Origin of the sequence: Paeniglutamicibacter selenitireducens, assembly GCF_051550675.1 — a bacterium.
Classification (GTDB): domain Bacteria; phylum Actinomycetota; class Actinomycetes; order Actinomycetales; family Micrococcaceae; genus Paeniglutamicibacter.
Window position 1 is genome coordinate 194,787 of sequence record NZ_JBPULF010000003.1, and the last position, 14,553, is coordinate 209,339.

General features: G+C 68.6%; 11 protein-coding genes. 6 read left to right on the plus strand and 5 right to left on the minus strand.

Features of this window, described 5'->3' with window-relative positions:
• Positions 1-17: 17 nt before the first annotated feature.
• Positions 18-1,301, minus strand: coding sequence for an AI-2E family transporter (locus ACSYDW_RS07665; protein WP_438338133.1), 1,284 nt, complete (start codon positions 1,299-1,301; stop codon positions 18-20).
• Between the two features lie 225 nt (positions 1,302-1,526).
• On the opposite strand from ACSYDW_RS07665, the gene ACSYDW_RS07670 reads away from it, so the two are divergent.
• Positions 1,527-3,239, plus strand: a complete 1,713-nt coding sequence (locus ACSYDW_RS07670) for a hypothetical protein (protein WP_438338134.1) — start codon at positions 1,527-1,529, stop codon at positions 3,237-3,239.
• A 139-nt stretch (positions 3,240-3,378) separates the two neighbouring features.
• The gene (locus tag ACSYDW_RS07675; protein ID WP_438338135.1) at positions 3,379-4,290 is read left to right on the plus strand and encodes a tetratricopeptide repeat protein; all 912 of its coding nucleotides are present in this window, start codon (positions 3,379-3,381) and stop codon (positions 4,288-4,290) included.
• A gap of 104 nt (positions 4,291-4,394) precedes the next feature.
• On the opposite strand, the gene ACSYDW_RS07680 is transcribed toward ACSYDW_RS07675, so the two are convergent.
• Positions 4,395-5,009, minus strand: a complete 615-nt coding sequence (locus ACSYDW_RS07680) for a hypothetical protein (RefSeq protein ID WP_438338136.1) — start codon at positions 5,007-5,009, stop codon at positions 4,395-4,397.
• Positions 5,006-7,606, minus strand: a complete 2,601-nt coding sequence (locus ACSYDW_RS07685; RefSeq protein WP_438338137.1) for an AMP-binding protein — start codon at positions 7,604-7,606, stop codon at positions 5,006-5,008. The genes ACSYDW_RS07680 and ACSYDW_RS07685 overlap by 4 nt, the downstream gene beginning before the upstream one ends.
• Before the next feature lie 147 nt (positions 7,607-7,753).
• On the opposite strand from ACSYDW_RS07685, the gene ACSYDW_RS07690 reads away from it, so the two are divergent.
• The 4 genes from ACSYDW_RS07690 (at position 7,754) to ACSYDW_RS07705 (ending at position 12,332) form a co-directional block, all read left to right on the plus strand.
• Positions 7,754-8,533: an ABC transporter ATP-binding protein gene (locus tag ACSYDW_RS07690; RefSeq protein ID WP_438338138.1), complete on the plus strand. Its 780-nt coding sequence runs from the start codon at positions 7,754-7,756 to the stop codon at positions 8,531-8,533.
• Positions 8,515-10,083, plus strand: coding sequence for a transporter (locus ACSYDW_RS07695; RefSeq protein WP_438338139.1), 1,569 nt, complete (start codon positions 8,515-8,517; stop codon positions 10,081-10,083). The genes ACSYDW_RS07690 and ACSYDW_RS07695 overlap by 19 nt, the downstream gene beginning before the upstream one ends.
• Positions 10,084-10,157: 74 nt before the next feature.
• Positions 10,158-10,454, plus strand: a complete 297-nt coding sequence (locus ACSYDW_RS07700) for a DUF3039 domain-containing protein (protein ID WP_387532604.1) — start codon at positions 10,158-10,160, stop codon at positions 10,452-10,454.
• A gap of 81 nt (positions 10,455-10,535) precedes the next feature.
• Entirely contained in the window at positions 10,536-12,332 is a 1,797-nt protein-coding gene (locus ACSYDW_RS07705) for a DEAD/DEAH box helicase (protein WP_438338140.1), read from the plus strand.
• A gap of 95 nt (positions 12,333-12,427) precedes the next feature.
• Here ACSYDW_RS07705 and ACSYDW_RS07710 read toward each other — a convergent pair whose 3' ends face one another.
• On the minus strand, positions 12,428-13,078 hold the full coding sequence (locus ACSYDW_RS07710) for an isochorismatase family protein (protein WP_438338141.1): 651 nt from the start codon (positions 13,076-13,078) through the stop codon (positions 12,428-12,430).
• A gap of 55 nt (positions 13,079-13,133) precedes the next feature.
• On the minus strand, positions 13,134-14,441 hold the full coding sequence (locus ACSYDW_RS07715; RefSeq protein WP_438338142.1) for a nicotinate phosphoribosyltransferase: 1,308 nt from the start codon (positions 14,439-14,441) through the stop codon (positions 13,134-13,136).
• Between the last annotated feature and the right edge of the window lie 112 nt (positions 14,442-14,553).

A 14,553-nucleotide genomic window follows, 5' to 3' on the forward strand; every position in this document is an offset into this window, starting at 1 on the left:
GGGTTCCGGCAGGGTTCCTAGCGCTGGTCCTGCCGGGCGATGAAGACCTCGCGCAGGATGAGCATCGCGGCGGCGGCGGTCGGAATGGCCATCAGGGCCCCGGGCACGCCCATGAGCGTTCCGCCGGCGATCACCGAGATCACCGCCACGGCACCGGGAACCGATACCGCCCGCTGCATCACGCGCGGCGAAATGAAGTACGCCTCGAGCTGCAGGTAGCCGAAGTAGCAGACGGCGTAGATGACGGCGCTCTGCCAGCCCAGGGTCAGCGATATCAGGGAGACCAGGATGCCGGCGATTGCCGCCCCGATGAGCGGGATGAACGCCAGCATGGCGACCACCAGGGTGAGCAGCGCGGCGAAGGGGACCTTGAGGATGCTCATGAGGATCAGCGCCACGGTGGCGTTGAGCACCGCCACGAAGGCCTGGCCCATGACGTAGTTGCCGACGGATCGGGTGATGGTGTTGCCCAGCTTCTCCGCACGTGCCCGCTTGGAGCGCGGCGCCAGCCGGTAGCCGAAGGCCATGAAGGCGGGAAGCGAGGCGAGGAAGTAGATCGCAAGCACCAGCACGATGAAGACACCGAACAGTCCCTGGGCCACGACGGTCCCGATGCCCAGGACACCTCCGAACATGCCGCCCACGGCGCCGGTGTCCGAGAAGAACTTGCCGATTTCCTCGCTGATGCGGTCCGAGACGTGGTACTGCTGGTCAAGGGTGATGAAGAATTCCGAGCGCAGGAACTCGTCGACGATGCCCGGGGCCCGTTCGATGAACTGCGCCGTCTGGGTGACGATGGTGGGGATGATGATCCCGATGAAACCGCCGACCACACCGAAGAGCAGGGCCATGGTGATCAGCACGCCGGCGGTGCGCGAAAGCCCTTTGCCCACGCAGAAACGGACCACGGGATCCAGGCCCAGGGCGATGAACAGCGCTATGGAAATCCAGATGACCAGCGGCCCCACGTTGGTCAGCAGGAAGAACCCGAGCAGGGCCAGCCCGACGCCGACGGTGAAGAGGAACCCAAAGGTGATGGGGTGCGACCGCGAGCCGTTGAGGGTCTCCTGGGCCGGTTCCGCCCCTTCGGCACAGGGTGCCGGCGGGAACCCGAAATTCTCCGGCGGCTTGATGCGCGAATCCAGCGCGTGTTGCGCCCGGCCCACAACACGCCGCCACAACGGTTCAGCCGCGGAGTCCGCGGGTTTCCCGGGAATCTCCTGTGAAGAGGCGCCGTGTTCGGAGGCGCCCTCGGCGGGTGCCATCGGTCCGTGTGGTTCGTCCGCATCATGAGTAGTCACAGCCCGAGCCTAATACCTCGGTGCCCGGCCGGCGGCATCCGGCCACAGCGGATGGCGACACGGAAAAGGGACGAGTTGGAGGCCCGCGACTCTGGTGGTTCTCGTTACATCTTGGAACACTTGGTAGTGCCCACTCGTTAGACTTGGGGTGTGCCGCCAATTGGACTGATTAATTGGCGAGCACACTGAGGCCGATTTTCGACCCCCGTTCCGTTAGGTGTAATTGTGCGAAAGATCATTTCAGCGATCGCGATCATTCTAGGGCTGGTAGCCCTGGTAGTGGGCATCGGTCAGCGAACCATCTGGGCTCCGCCCGAGACGCTGACCGCTTCCTTCTCCCAGCCGCCGGCCGCAGCCCCCGTGACGCTTGTCCAGTCCGAAGTTGGAACCGTCTCCGGACAGCCCGCGGTGATCACCATCAACGGCGAAGGCAAGTTCAGCGCCTCCATGGTGCGTACTTCCGACGCCGAGGCATGGGTCGGCAAGGCCGCCCACACGAACGTGACGGGCGTCGACGCTGCCAACAAGGCCATCGAGTCAACCTCCGTGACCGGTGAGGACAGCGTCCCGAACCCCGTCGGAGGCGACATCTTCGTGGCCACCGAAGAGGCCGACAAGACCATGACCTACCACTGGACGAACCCGGACGACGGTTCCTGGACGTTGCTCGTGGCAGCCGACGGGAAGTCCGCGGCACCGACCGACATCACGGTGACCTGGCCCGGCGACACGGCGACCCCGCTGTCCATGCCGCTGATCATCATCGGCTCGCTCCTGGTTGTCGCGGGCCTGGCCGGACTGGTGTTCCGTCCGAAGCCGCGCGGCGGCTCCGGCGGCGGACGCCGTGTTGCCGAGCGCGATTCCGAGGCGGCGACCGGAACCCTGCCGCAGGTCCAGGACACGCAGGACCCCAAGGGCTCCTCGACCACGCAGAAGGTCGTGGCAACCCTGGGTGTGCTCGCCCTCGTCGCCGTACCGTCGACCCCTGCATTCGCCAGCGCGACGCCGAGCCCGACCGAGAGCGCAACACAGCAGGACGAGCAGGTCTACCCGGTGGTCTTGCAGGACCAGCTGGAGCGGATCCTCGAGTCGGTCTCGAAGTCAGTCGCGGCAGCCGACAAGTCCAAGGACGCCAAGGATCTCGATGAGCGCACCGCCGGTGCCCTGAAGATCCTGCGCAGCGAGAACTACGGGCTGCGCAACGACGGCGTGAAGGTCGATGCCATGCCTGTCGTCGATACCTCGGTGATCCGCTCCGCTGCGGTGCCCACCGATAGCGCGGCGTCGTTCCCGCGTTCGATCATGGTTGTCACTGCCAAGGACTCCGAGGCCGCAACGATCCCCATGGCCATGACGCTGACGCAGGACGGTCCGCGCGACGACTACAAGCTCGTCTTTGCCACGCCGATGCTTCCAGGCTCCACCTTCCCGGGCATCGCCGTGGGCGACACCGCCGTGAAGATGGCCACGGATGAGGCCGAGGGCCTGACCGTGACGCCGAAGGACGCGCTGTCCCACCTGGCCGACGTCATGGATGACGAGAAGTCCAAGTACGCCGACGACTTCGCCAAGAGCGCCTTCCTCACGCTCAACGCCAAGGACCAGAACGCACTGGTGAAGGCCAACAAGAACGCGAAGATCACGTTCAAGCGGACCGTCAACGACAAGCAGACGACCGTCGTGTCCGTCCCCGGCGGCGGCGCCCTGGTCTCGGGCCACATCACCTCGGAGACCGTGGCCAAGCCCAAGGAAACCGGCGGCACCATCGGACTCGATGCGACTACCGCGAAGATCACCGGCGTGAAGGAGACCAAGAAGGGCATCTCCATCACCTACGGCGAGCCGGTGCTGTTGTACATCCCGGCAGCGGGATCCAAGGACAAGGTCAGCGTCGTCGCCGCCGAGGTGGTTACCCGGCGCGCCAGCCTGCTGAAGTAGGAACCGCCGCCCCGGTGCGGGCAGGCGGTGCGAAGGCGAAGTGGACCGAGGGAAAATTCGGTCCACTTCGCCTTTTCGCGTGTCGGCAGGTTTTCCCCGCGGGCGTGCGGCGGCCTAAAGTAGAAGCATGACCTCCAGCATGCCTGAACCCACTGCACCATCCTCACGCGGCGCCATCGACCTGGCTGCCCTGAAAAAGGTTCACCCCGAGCAGATCGACGCCCCGCCGGCAGGCGCCCCCAGCTGGGTGCGTTCCGTCGACCAGGCGCTCTTCCCGGAGATCGTTGCGCTCTCGCAGCAGGTCCCGGTGATCGTGTCCCTCGGCAGCCCGCGTTCCCCGGCCTCGGTGCAGCTCGACGGCCTCCTGTCCGCGGCGATCAACGCCAAGAATGGTTCGCTCGTCCTGGCCACCGTCGATGCCGAAACCGAATCGACAATTGCCCAGGCCTTCCAGGTCACCCAGGTTCCCTCGGTCATCGCACTGATCAACGGCCAGCCGGTCCCGATGTTCCAGGGCAGCGCAGAGGCCTCGCAGATCCAGTCGCTGCTCGAGGAACTGCTCTCGCTGGGTCTCCAGCACGGCGTGGCGGGCACCGTCGCCCCCTTCAGCACCGGATCGGCGCCCGCCGAGGCCGTGCTGCCCCCGCTGCACCAGGCGGCGCTCGAGGCCATCGAGGCCGGGGACTTCCAGGCCGCGGAGATCGCCTACAAGCACGCCCTGAACGACAAGCCCAACGACACCGACGCGGCTATCGGCCTGAACCAGGTGCGCCTGCTGATGCGCACCCAGGACCAGGACCTCGCCGCCGTCCGCGCCGCGGGCGCCGAGAAGCCCGACGACCTCGAGGCCCAGCTGGCCGTCGCGGACATGGACGTCGTGGGAGGCCACGTCGAGGACGCCTTCGGCCGGCTCGTGAACTTCATCGGCCGCAACGTCGGCGACGAGCGCGAGGCTGCCCGCGCGCGCCTTGTCGAGCTCTACTCGATCGTTGGCACCAACGACGAACGCGTCGTGGCCTCGCGGCAGAAGCTGGCACGGGTGCTCTTCTAGCACCCGGTTTCAACAAGACGGACGCACGGAGGGAGGCCGGTCACCGACCGGCCTCCCTCCGTGCGTCCGTGCGGGGGTGCCCCGTGCTGCGCCGGGATTCGCGCTCAGCCCCCGGTCCAGCGCCGCAGCGTGCTGTTGAGCAGCCCGATGAGCACCGCCGTCCACCAGCTGGCCTGGGACACCGCCAGGGCGAGCATCAGCCGGGCGCGCACACCGCGCGAGACCTCGCCGAAGCGGGTGTCGCGCGGCATGGCCAGCAGGCGGTGCATGAGGGGCCCGATGGCGAGGCCGTTGAGCATGAGCACCAGCACGCACGCGAGCTTTATGCAGGTGGGGGTGCTGCCCAGGTCCGGGTTGATGAAGGCACCGGAGACCAGCAGCATGCCGAGCCCGCCCCAGATCAGCGGCTTGGCGCCGGACTCCAGCCGGCCCGGCTCGTGGATCTCGCGCTTGCCCAGCAGCCAGAGCAGGCCGATCCAGTCGATCACCAGGATCGTGCCGAAGGACACCACGAGCGCCAGGATGTGCACCGCGAGCCCGAGGCGGTGGACCTCGGGCGGGGTGTCAAGGTGGTGGCCCACCAGCACCGAGGCCAACCAGCCCGAGGTGCACGCGAGGGCTGCGAACACGCGCCGGGCGGTCCCCGGTGCGCTGGTGCCGGCCGTGGCCGGGGCGCCGGCGCGCACCGCCGGGCGCACGGGCGCCTGTGCCTCGATCATGGCCGGTCTTTCGGGCGGCCCGCGAGCACCCGTTCGGCAAGGTTCATGCCCCGGGTTGCGAGCGCCCCGTAGGCGATGCCGACAACCAGAGATGTGGCGACGGCCAGGGCCGGGTACTGCTTGTTGAACAGCGGGAAGACAAGCCAGTGGGAAACGTAGATGTACAGCGAGGCGCCGGCCAGCACCGACACCGCGCGGTGCAGGAAGCGCGGGACCGGGATGGTGGCGATCCAGACGACCACCAGCATGCCGACCATGATCGTGGCGTTGCGGTACTCGTTGGGGAACAGCCCCGGAACGGAGAGGAGCACCACCGCGGAGACGGCCGCGCGCTGCCACACCGTGCGAGAGACCGCGGCGGCCCAGCCCAGGGCGAAGAGCCACAGCATCGGGCCCTGCCATGACCGCGGGAGCACTATGACGTCGAAGCGCAACAGCAGGTCAAGCCCGACGAGCACCATCGGGAACAGCCATGGCCACCTGCGCAGGGCCCTGTCGGCCGCGGGGATCGCCAGCAGCGCGGCAAGCCCCAGCAGGATGTACACCAGTGCCTCGATGAACCAGAAGTGCTCGTTGGTGCCGAATTTCCGTGTTCCCAGGAACGAATTGAGCAGGAACAGGTTTGTCCAGTTGTACTTCTGCGTGACCACCAACCCCAGCGCAACGACCGCCATGGTGGGGACCACGATCCGCACCACGGCGCGCAGCTGCCGGCGCAACCGTTCCCTGCGTGTGCCGGCCAGCATGAAGCGCGCAAAGTTGAACCCGGCCAGCCCCATGAGCACGTGTGCTGTGCCCTGCCACTCGAAAAGGTCGATGTGGGAGGAGACGATGAAGACGATGGCGATGGCGCGCACCACGACCCCGGTGTCCATCGGCGGCACCATCCGGCGCAGCACGCGAAGGGCCCTGTTGCCCGTTTGCTCCTGGCGCGGGCCGCCGGCCAGCGCCTCGAGGTCCGCCACCGGAATCAGGTGCCACCCCGCGGGCAGGGTGCCGAGCAGCTTTTCGAGCCGTACGGAGGCCGCGACGAATGAGAGCGAGTCGCCGCCGAGGGACACGAAGGTGTCTGCGCCGTCGATCTCCCGGCGGCCCAGCGCATCGCCCAGTGCATCGCCCAGTGCGGCCCGGATGCTGTCCGGCCCCGCGGCCGCGCCCCCTGGCGCCGGGGGATTGGCCCCGGGCCGGAGGCTGCCGCCCTCGGCGGACGTCCCGCCCAGGGCCAGCACCGCGGGGTAGTCGGGCTTGCCGTTGGCCAGGCGCGGCAGTTCGGGGACCTGGTGCAGGGCCACGGCGCCGCGCGGGATCCCGATCTCACGGGCCAGGATGCCGGTGAGCATCGGCAGGTCGTGCTCGCCCTCGACTGCGGCGACGATGACCTCGTCGGTGCCGGCCACTGCCGCGGACACCCCCAGCTCGGTGAGCTTCCGCTCCACCTGGCCCAGGTCCACGCGGAGCCCGACGATCTTCACGAAGCGGCTGCGCCGGCCGGTGATCTCGTACAGGCCCTCGGGGGTGAGTCGGGCCAGGTCCCCGGTGTGCAGCCGTTCCACGGTGCGTCCGGCGGCCAGGTCGGCGGGGGACCCGGCGTAGCCGAGCATGACGTTGGGTCCGGTGTAGACAAGTTCGCGGTCGTCCAGCCCAGGCACCGGCTCCAGGTGGAAGGCGCCGCCGGGGATCGGCACGCCGATGGAGCCGGGGTGGGCCTCGGCGAGCTCCGGCGGAAGGTAGGCCATGCGCGCCGTCGCCTCGGTCTGCCCGTACATGACAAACAGCTTCCAGCCGCGGCTGCGACCCAGCTGTGCGTAGGAGCGGACCTTGTCCGGGGCCAGCCGGCCGCCGGCCTGGGTGATGTGCCGCAGCGACGGCAGGTCCATGTCGGCGAACCCGACCCGCTCCAGCAGCTCGAAGGTGTAGGGGACCGCCGCGAAGGACGTGGCCTTCCGCGCATGCATGAGCTCCCAGAAGCACGGGTCGACCACCGAGGTGGTGGTCAGGGCGAGCGCGGCACCCACCAGCAGGTGGCTGTTGACCACCGACATGCCGTAGCAGTAGTACAGCGGCAGCGTCGTTGCCGCCACGTCGCCGGGGAGCAGGTCCAGGTATTCGGCGATGGCCTGTGCGTTGGCCTGGATCCCGGCCGCGGAGAGCCTGACCAGCTTGGGGGAGCCGGTGGAGCCCGAGGTGCTCAGCAGCAGCGCCAGTTCCGGATGCAGCAGGTGGCCGGTGCCCTCGCGGCGTTCCTGCAGCAGCGAGGCATCGCCTGCGGTGCTGATGACGACATCGGGGTCGTAGGCCTCGATGAGTGCCGCCGCGGCTTCTCCGCCGCCCGCGGGCAGCACCAGCAGCGGGTGCCCGGCGGACAGCGCCGCGAGGTAGGCGACAAGCGAGGGCAGCGAGTTCTCGGCCTCGAGCGCCACGAGCCGGCGCACCGGACCCAGGGAGCGCACTGTCGACTCGACCCTCGCGGCCAGCTCGGCGTAGCTCAGCGATCCGTTGTCGTGGTGGACCGCGATCCGCTCCCCGTGGCGCGCCAGGTCGGCGGCGAAGGAAACGGCGGTCGCGGGGGCCGCTGCGAGGTCAGTTTGAGTAGTCATCGCCCCATAATTTATTAGGCATGGCTAACACAAAGCAAATGGAATAGCGCCCGCGAATGTGCCCTTAGTCGTCAACCTCCGGGCTGACCTCTGGATTAGTCCGTTGGGATGATTCGCCGGGCAATGTCACGCTGGTACTTTTTAGCCATGAGCAATTCTTACCTGGAGCCCGGCGCCGCGGCCCTGTCGATACGATCGCTGGGCAAGCGATTCGGCGAAAAAGTCGCAGTGAACGGGATTTCGCTGGATGTTCCAAGCGGTTCCTTCTTCGGCCTGGTGGGGCCCAACGGCGCCGGCAAAACAACGGCGCTGTCCATGGCAACCGGACTCATGCGCCCCGACGCCGGACAGGTGTGGATCCACGGGACCGATGTCTGGGCAGAACCCGCCAAGGCGAAGGCCTCCCTCGGCGTGCTCGCCGACGGTGTGCGACTCTTCGACAGGCTTTCGGGCCGACAGCTTGTCACCTACTCGGGGCTGCTGCGCGGCATGGACCGCAACACTGTCGATGCGCGCACCGACGACCTGCTGCGCGTGCTGGACCTGGAGGAGGCAGGAAGCAAGCTGGTCGTCGACTACTCCGCCGGCATGACGAAGAAGATCGCGCTGGCCACGGCGCTGATCCATTCCCCGCGCGTGCTGGTGCTCGATGAACCGTTCGAGGCCGTCGACCCGGTGTCCGCTGCAAACATCCGCGACATCCTCTCCGACTACGTCGCGCACGGCGGAACGGTCATCGTCTCCTCCCACGTCATGGACCTGGTCCAGCGCATGTGCTCGCACGTCGCGGTGATAGCCAACGGCAACCTGCTGGCCGCCGGATCCGTGGACGAGGTGCGTGCCGGGATGTCCCTGGAGGACCGCTTCGTCGACCTCGTCGGCGGCCGCGGATCGAACGAGGGGCTCTCGTGGTTGCACACCTCCTAAGCCTCAAGCTCCTGCTGCTGCGCAACTCCTTCCGGCGCAGCCCCTGGCAACTGGTCGGAGTGGTCATCGGCGGCCTCTACGGCCTGGGCCTCGTCGCCATGCTCGTGGCGGCCCTGGCCTTCGCGGCATCCCTGGAACCGACCGACATCCTCATGTACCTCGTGCTGGCCGTATCGGCCGTCACCCTGGGCTGGGCGGTCATCCCGCTGCTGGCCTTCGGGATGGACCTGACCCTTGACCCGGCGCGCTTCACGACCTTCACCATTTCCCGGCCCAAGCTTGCTGCGGGCCTGCTGCTCTCCGGCTTCATCGGCATCCCGGGCCTGCTGACCTTGTTGCTGCTGGGCTCGCAGTTCCTGGCCTGGCGCTTCGACGCGGCGGCCATGGCCGCCTCGGTGGTCTGCGGAGTGCTCGCCGCGTTCATGTGCCTGGCCCTGGCCCGGTTGACCACCACCTCCATGACGGGGATGACGGGATCCCGGCGATTCCGTGACGTCGCGGGCATCCTCGCGATCATCCCGCTGATCATGCTGGGCCCCATCATCGGCACCGTGGCAGGCGGCTTCGAATCGGCGCTCGGCTGGTTGCCGACACTCGCCGCGGTGCTTGCCTGGACGCCGCTGGGGGCCTTCGCCGCGGTACCGGGGGACCTGGCATCCGGCGACCCGCTCACCGCCCTGCTGCGCTTCGTGCTGGCGCTGGCCTACCTGGCCGTGGTGGTGTGGGCGTGGGAGCGTTCCCTGCACCGTGCCATGGAGAACCCCGTCGCGCCGTCGACGGGCAGCAAGGCTGTCGGAATGGGCCTGTTCAACGTCTTCCCGGCCACCCCGACCGGCGCCGTCGCGGCCCGCGCCCTGACCTACTGGCTCAAGGACCCGCGCTACGCCGCGAGCATCGTGATTGTGCCGCTGTTGCCGGTGGTCCTCTGGTTCGTCTCCTCGAACTCGGGCACCGGTGCCCTCATGCTGGGGCTCGGCCCGTTCCTGGCGATCCTGCTCGCCTTCTCGATCTCGGCGGATGTCTCCTACGACTCGACGGCCTTCTCCCTGCACGTGCTCACTGGGGTCAGCGGGGTGGCGGACCGCGCCGGCCGCGTCATCGCCTGCGGACTGTTCGCCCTGCCCGTCACGCTCCTGGCCGCGATCCTGCCCCCTGTCATGACGGGGCGCACGGACCTGCTGCCGGGCCTTCTCGGGCTCTCCGTGGGCGCGCTGCTCTCGGGCTTCGGCGTCGCCTCGGTCGCCTCGGCTCGTTTCACCTACTCGGTGCCGCTGCCGGGGGAGAGCCCCTTCAAGACGCCTCCCGGCGCCGGCGCGCGCATGGCGGTGGTGCAACTGTGCACCTTCGGCATCATGTTCGTGCTGCTGCTTCCGGCCCTGGGGCTGCTCGTCGCGCAGCTGGTCACCGGGCAGATGCTCTACGGCTGGCTGGCACTTCCGGTCGGCATCCTCCTCGGGGCGGTGCTGTTGGTTCTCGGCATCAGGCTCGGCGGGCGCTGGCTGGAAAGCCGTCTGCCGGAACTCATGCAGGCGGTCATGGTCAACAAGTAGTGCGGCCGGTGGTGCGACTTACCGCACCACCGGTTTCGCCCTGTTTCGGTGTCCGGGTTGTTAGACTGGTGGACATGAGCATGCCCCTAGATCCGTTCAAAGACGACCCGCGCACGACTTCCGGCGGCGGTGCCACGACCATCGAGCGCACCGAGATCGCCCAGGAAGTGGAGGCCGGCGACCACGAGCGCTTTGCCCACTACGTGCGCAAGGAAAAGATCATGGAGTCCGCCTTCTCCGGCGACCCGGTGATTGCCCTCTGCGGCAAGGTCTGGGTTCCGGGCCGCGACCCTAACAAGTTCCCGGTCTGCCCCGAATGCAAGGAAATCTACGAGTCCCTTTCCGGCGGCGGAGACAAGGGCAAGAAGTAACACCCACACCGATCAAGTCCCTGGCCAACCCGTGCCCTCATGCGCGGGCGATGGTTCCCGAGCGCCACGGAGGGTGTGTGCATGACAGAAACGTTGTTCTCCCTTGGAGACAAGCTGCCCATGGAGGACCGGCTCCCGCCGGCCTATCCCGAACGGGCCGCCTGGGGCACCGGCCCCAAGCTGCGCGCCTGGCAGGCGGAAGCGCTCGATAAGTACTTCACCACCCAGCCGAAGGACTTCCTCGCCGTGGCAACGCCCGGGGCAGGCAAGACCACCTTCGCGCTGCGCCTGGCCAAGGTGCTTGTCGACGCCAAGACGGTGAACCGCATCATCGTCGTGGCGCCCACCGACCACCTCAAGAAGCAGTGGGCCGATGCCGCGGGCCGTGTCGGCCTGGCCATCGACCCCAACTTCAAGAACGCCGACGGACGCCACGGTGACGGCTACATCGGCGTGGTGCTCACCTACGCCCAGGTGGCCTCGAAGCCGCTGCTGCACCGCGCCAAGACCGAGGCCGCGCGCACCCTGGTGATCCTGGACGAGATCCACCACGGCGGCGACGCGCTGTCATGGGGCGACGGCATCCGCGAGGCCTTCGAGCCGGCGACCCGCCGCTTGGCACTGACCGGAACCCCGTTCCGCTCCGACACCGCCGCGATCCCGTTCGTCGACTACATCGAGGGCGCCGACGGCATCCGCCGTTCCAAGGCCGACTACACCTACGGCTACGGGAACGCCCTGAAGGACCACGTGGTCCGCCCCGTGCTGTTCATGGCCTACTCGGGGAACATGCGCTGGAAGACCAGCGCCGGCGAGGAAATGGAAGCCCAGCTCGGCGAGGGCTTCACCAAGGACATCACGGCCCACGCCTGGCGCACCGCGCTGGACCCGGCCGGCGACTGGATCCCCTCGGTGCTCGCGGCGGCCGACAAGCGGTTGACCGAGGTCCGCCGCACCGTGCCCGACGCCGGCGGCCTGGTCATCGCCACCGACCACGAGGACGCGCGCGCCTACGCGGCCCAGCTGGAGAAGATCACCGGTGAAAAGGTCACCACGATCCTTTCCGACGACGCCGGAGCCTCGAAGAAGATCGACGAGTTCTCCGCCAGCGACAGCCGCTGGATGGTCGCCGTGCGCATGGTGTCCGAGGGCGTCGACGTCCCGCGCCTGTGCGTGGGCGTGTACGCGACCTCCACCTCCACCCCGCTGTTCTTCGCCCAGGCCATCGGCCGCTATGTGCGAAGCCGCAAGCGCGGCGAGGTTGCCAGCGTGTTCCTGCCCTCGGTGCCGATCCTCATGGCCCTGGCCAACGAGATGGAAGCGGAGCGCGACCACGCGCTGGACCGCCCAGAGAAGCACAACGAGGACCCGGACTACAACCCGGAGGACGCGCTTGTCGCCGAGGCAAACCGCGAGGAAAAGGCCAGCGACGAGCTGAACAAGCAGAAGTTCGAGGCCCTGCACTCCAACGCGTCATTCGACCGCGTGCTCTTCGACGGCGGCGAGTTCGGCACCGGCGGAGCCGTGGGCTCCGAGGAGGAGCAGGACTTCCTGGGCATACCGGGCCTGCTGGACGCCGAACAGGTGGGCGTGCTGCTGCGCCAGCGCCAGGCCGAGCAGGTCACCCGGCGCAAGGTGCGCAAGAGCCACGAGGATGCAGCTGCGGCGCCCGTCGTGGACCACCGCGCGCTGATGGACATGCGCACCCAGCTCTCGAAGAACGTTTCCGCCTGGAGCGCGCGTACCGGAACCCCGCACGGGGTCATCCACACCAAGCTGCGTGAGGTCTGCGGAGGCCCGGCCGTTGCGCAGGCCAACGCCGAGCAGCTGCAGAAGCGCCTGGCCAAGCTGCAGGGCTGGTTCATCGGCAAGAAGTAGGGCATGCGGCAAGGGGCGCGCACCGGGAGGAATTTCCTTCCGGTGCGCGCCCCCTGGTTACCCGTGCCTGCGTCGTTCGCCTGGTTGCCCGGGCCTCAGCCCAGGGCCAGCACCGTGACGCCGGCAGCGCGCAGCTGCGCGAAAACCGCGGCGTTGTTGGCCGGATCCACCGCGGCGGTGAGCGGGGAGATCACCGTGGTGGCGAACCGCTGCTCCTGCGCGTCGAGCGCCGTGGCCCGCACGCAGTGGTCGGTGGCAATGCCCACGACGTCCACGGAGGCGATGCCCTGCTCGCGCAGCCAGTCGCCCAGCAGCGGACCCGACTCGTCCTGGACGCCGGCGCCGGCCAGGGCCATGCGCCCCTCGAAGCCCGAGTAGGCGGCGTTGTACCGGCCCTTGAGGAACGCGGCGTCGACAAGGTGCAGTGCCGGGGACAGGTTCGGGTGCAGGGCCGCGCCGGCGGTGTCTGCGACACAGTGCACGGGCCAGGAATCCACGAAGTCCGGGGTCTCGGAGAAGTGGTCGCCCGGATCCATGTGCCAGTCCTGCGTTACGACGACCACGGAGTAGCTCGCGCGACGGGCCAGCAGGTCCTCGGCGATGGCCGTGGCCAGGGCCGACCCGCCCGCCACGGCGAGCGAACCGCCCTCGCAGAAGTCGTTCTGCATATCGACAATGACCAGTGCACGCGCGGACTGGCGCTGCACCGCGGGGGAGTCCGCCCGGTTCAGGGGGTCGCTGCTCATGGTTGGTGTCCTTTCGGGGTGCGCACCACCGCGCCGGGGAATCCCGGCGGGCGGGTCAGTCGATGTAGGTGGTGGGGATGACGGGTTCGCCGCGCTGCAGGCGCCGCGAGCTGCCGGGCATCTCCAGGATGGAGTCCTTGTGGCGCTGCGTCGCGCGGCGCACGCCCTCGGCGCCCGTCCAGCCGTCCTGGATTTCGCCGTTTGCCACGAACTGCTGCAGCAGCACGCGGTCGTTGGCGTCGGCCTCGGGCAGTTCCCCGACGCCGACCAGTTCCTCGGTGGCGCGCCCGCGCTCGTTGAGCCGGCGCAGGGCGAACTTGCGCCCGCCCACCGAGGCCTTGTTCTTCGCGGCCTTGGCGACGGAAACGAACTCGCCGTCGTCGTTCTGCCGGGACACGAGCTTGTAGACCATCGAGGCGGTGGGGTGGCCGGAGCCGGTGACCAGCGAGGTGCCCACGCCGTAGGCGTCGACAGGGGCCGAGCCCAGGGCGGCAATCGCGTACTCGTCGAGGTCGGAGGTGACAAGGATGCGGGTGTTCTCGTTGCCGAGGTCATCGAGCAGATCGCGGACCCAGCGGGCCTGCTCCACCAGGTCGCCGGAGTCCAGGCGCACGGCGCCAAGTTCCGGGCCTGCAACCTCGACCGCGGTCCGCACGCCGTTCTCCACGTCGTAGGTGTCCACCAGCAGCGTGGTGTCGGCGCCCAGGGAGGCTACCTGCGCCTTGAACGCGGCGCGCTCCGAGTCGTGCAGCAACGTGAAGGAGTGTGCCGCGGTGCCCACCGTCTTGAGCCCGTAGCGGTGCCCGGCCTCGAGGTTGGAGGTCGAATCGAAACCGGCGATGATCGCGGCCCGGGCCGCGGCAACGGCCGACTCCTCGTGGGTGCGCCGCGACCCCATCTCGATGCACGGGCGGGTGCCGGAGGACGCGATCATGCGCGAGGCGGCGGAGGCGATCGCGGAGTCGTGGTTCAACACTGAGAGGATGAAGGTCTCAAGCACGCAGGCCTCGGCGAACGTGGACTCGACGATCAGCACCGGCGACTGCGGGAAGTAGATTTCCCCCTCCGCGTAGCCGTAGATGTTTCCGCTGAAGGAGAAGTTGCGCAGGTACTCGAGCGTCGTCTCGTCCACCACGCGTGTCTCGCGCAGGAAGTCCAGCTGATCCTCGCCGAAGCGGAACTCCTTGAGGCCCTCCAGGATGCGGCCGGTACCCGCGACAACGCCGTAGCGCCGGCCCTCCGGCAGGCGCCGGGCGAAGGCCTCGAACACGCTGGGCCGGTGGGCTGCACCGGAGTGCAGGGAGGCCTGCAGCATCGTCAGCTCGTAGTGGTCGGTGAACAGGGAGGTTGGCTGCTGCCACATGCGGTTGGCTCCTCGCAAGGTGGGACGTGGCGGGGGCCGCGCCGCGGCGCACCCCCACGGGCTCGGGTGCCCGGCCGGAGCAGCAAGCGAGCTGGTCAGGAGCGTGCCGCGG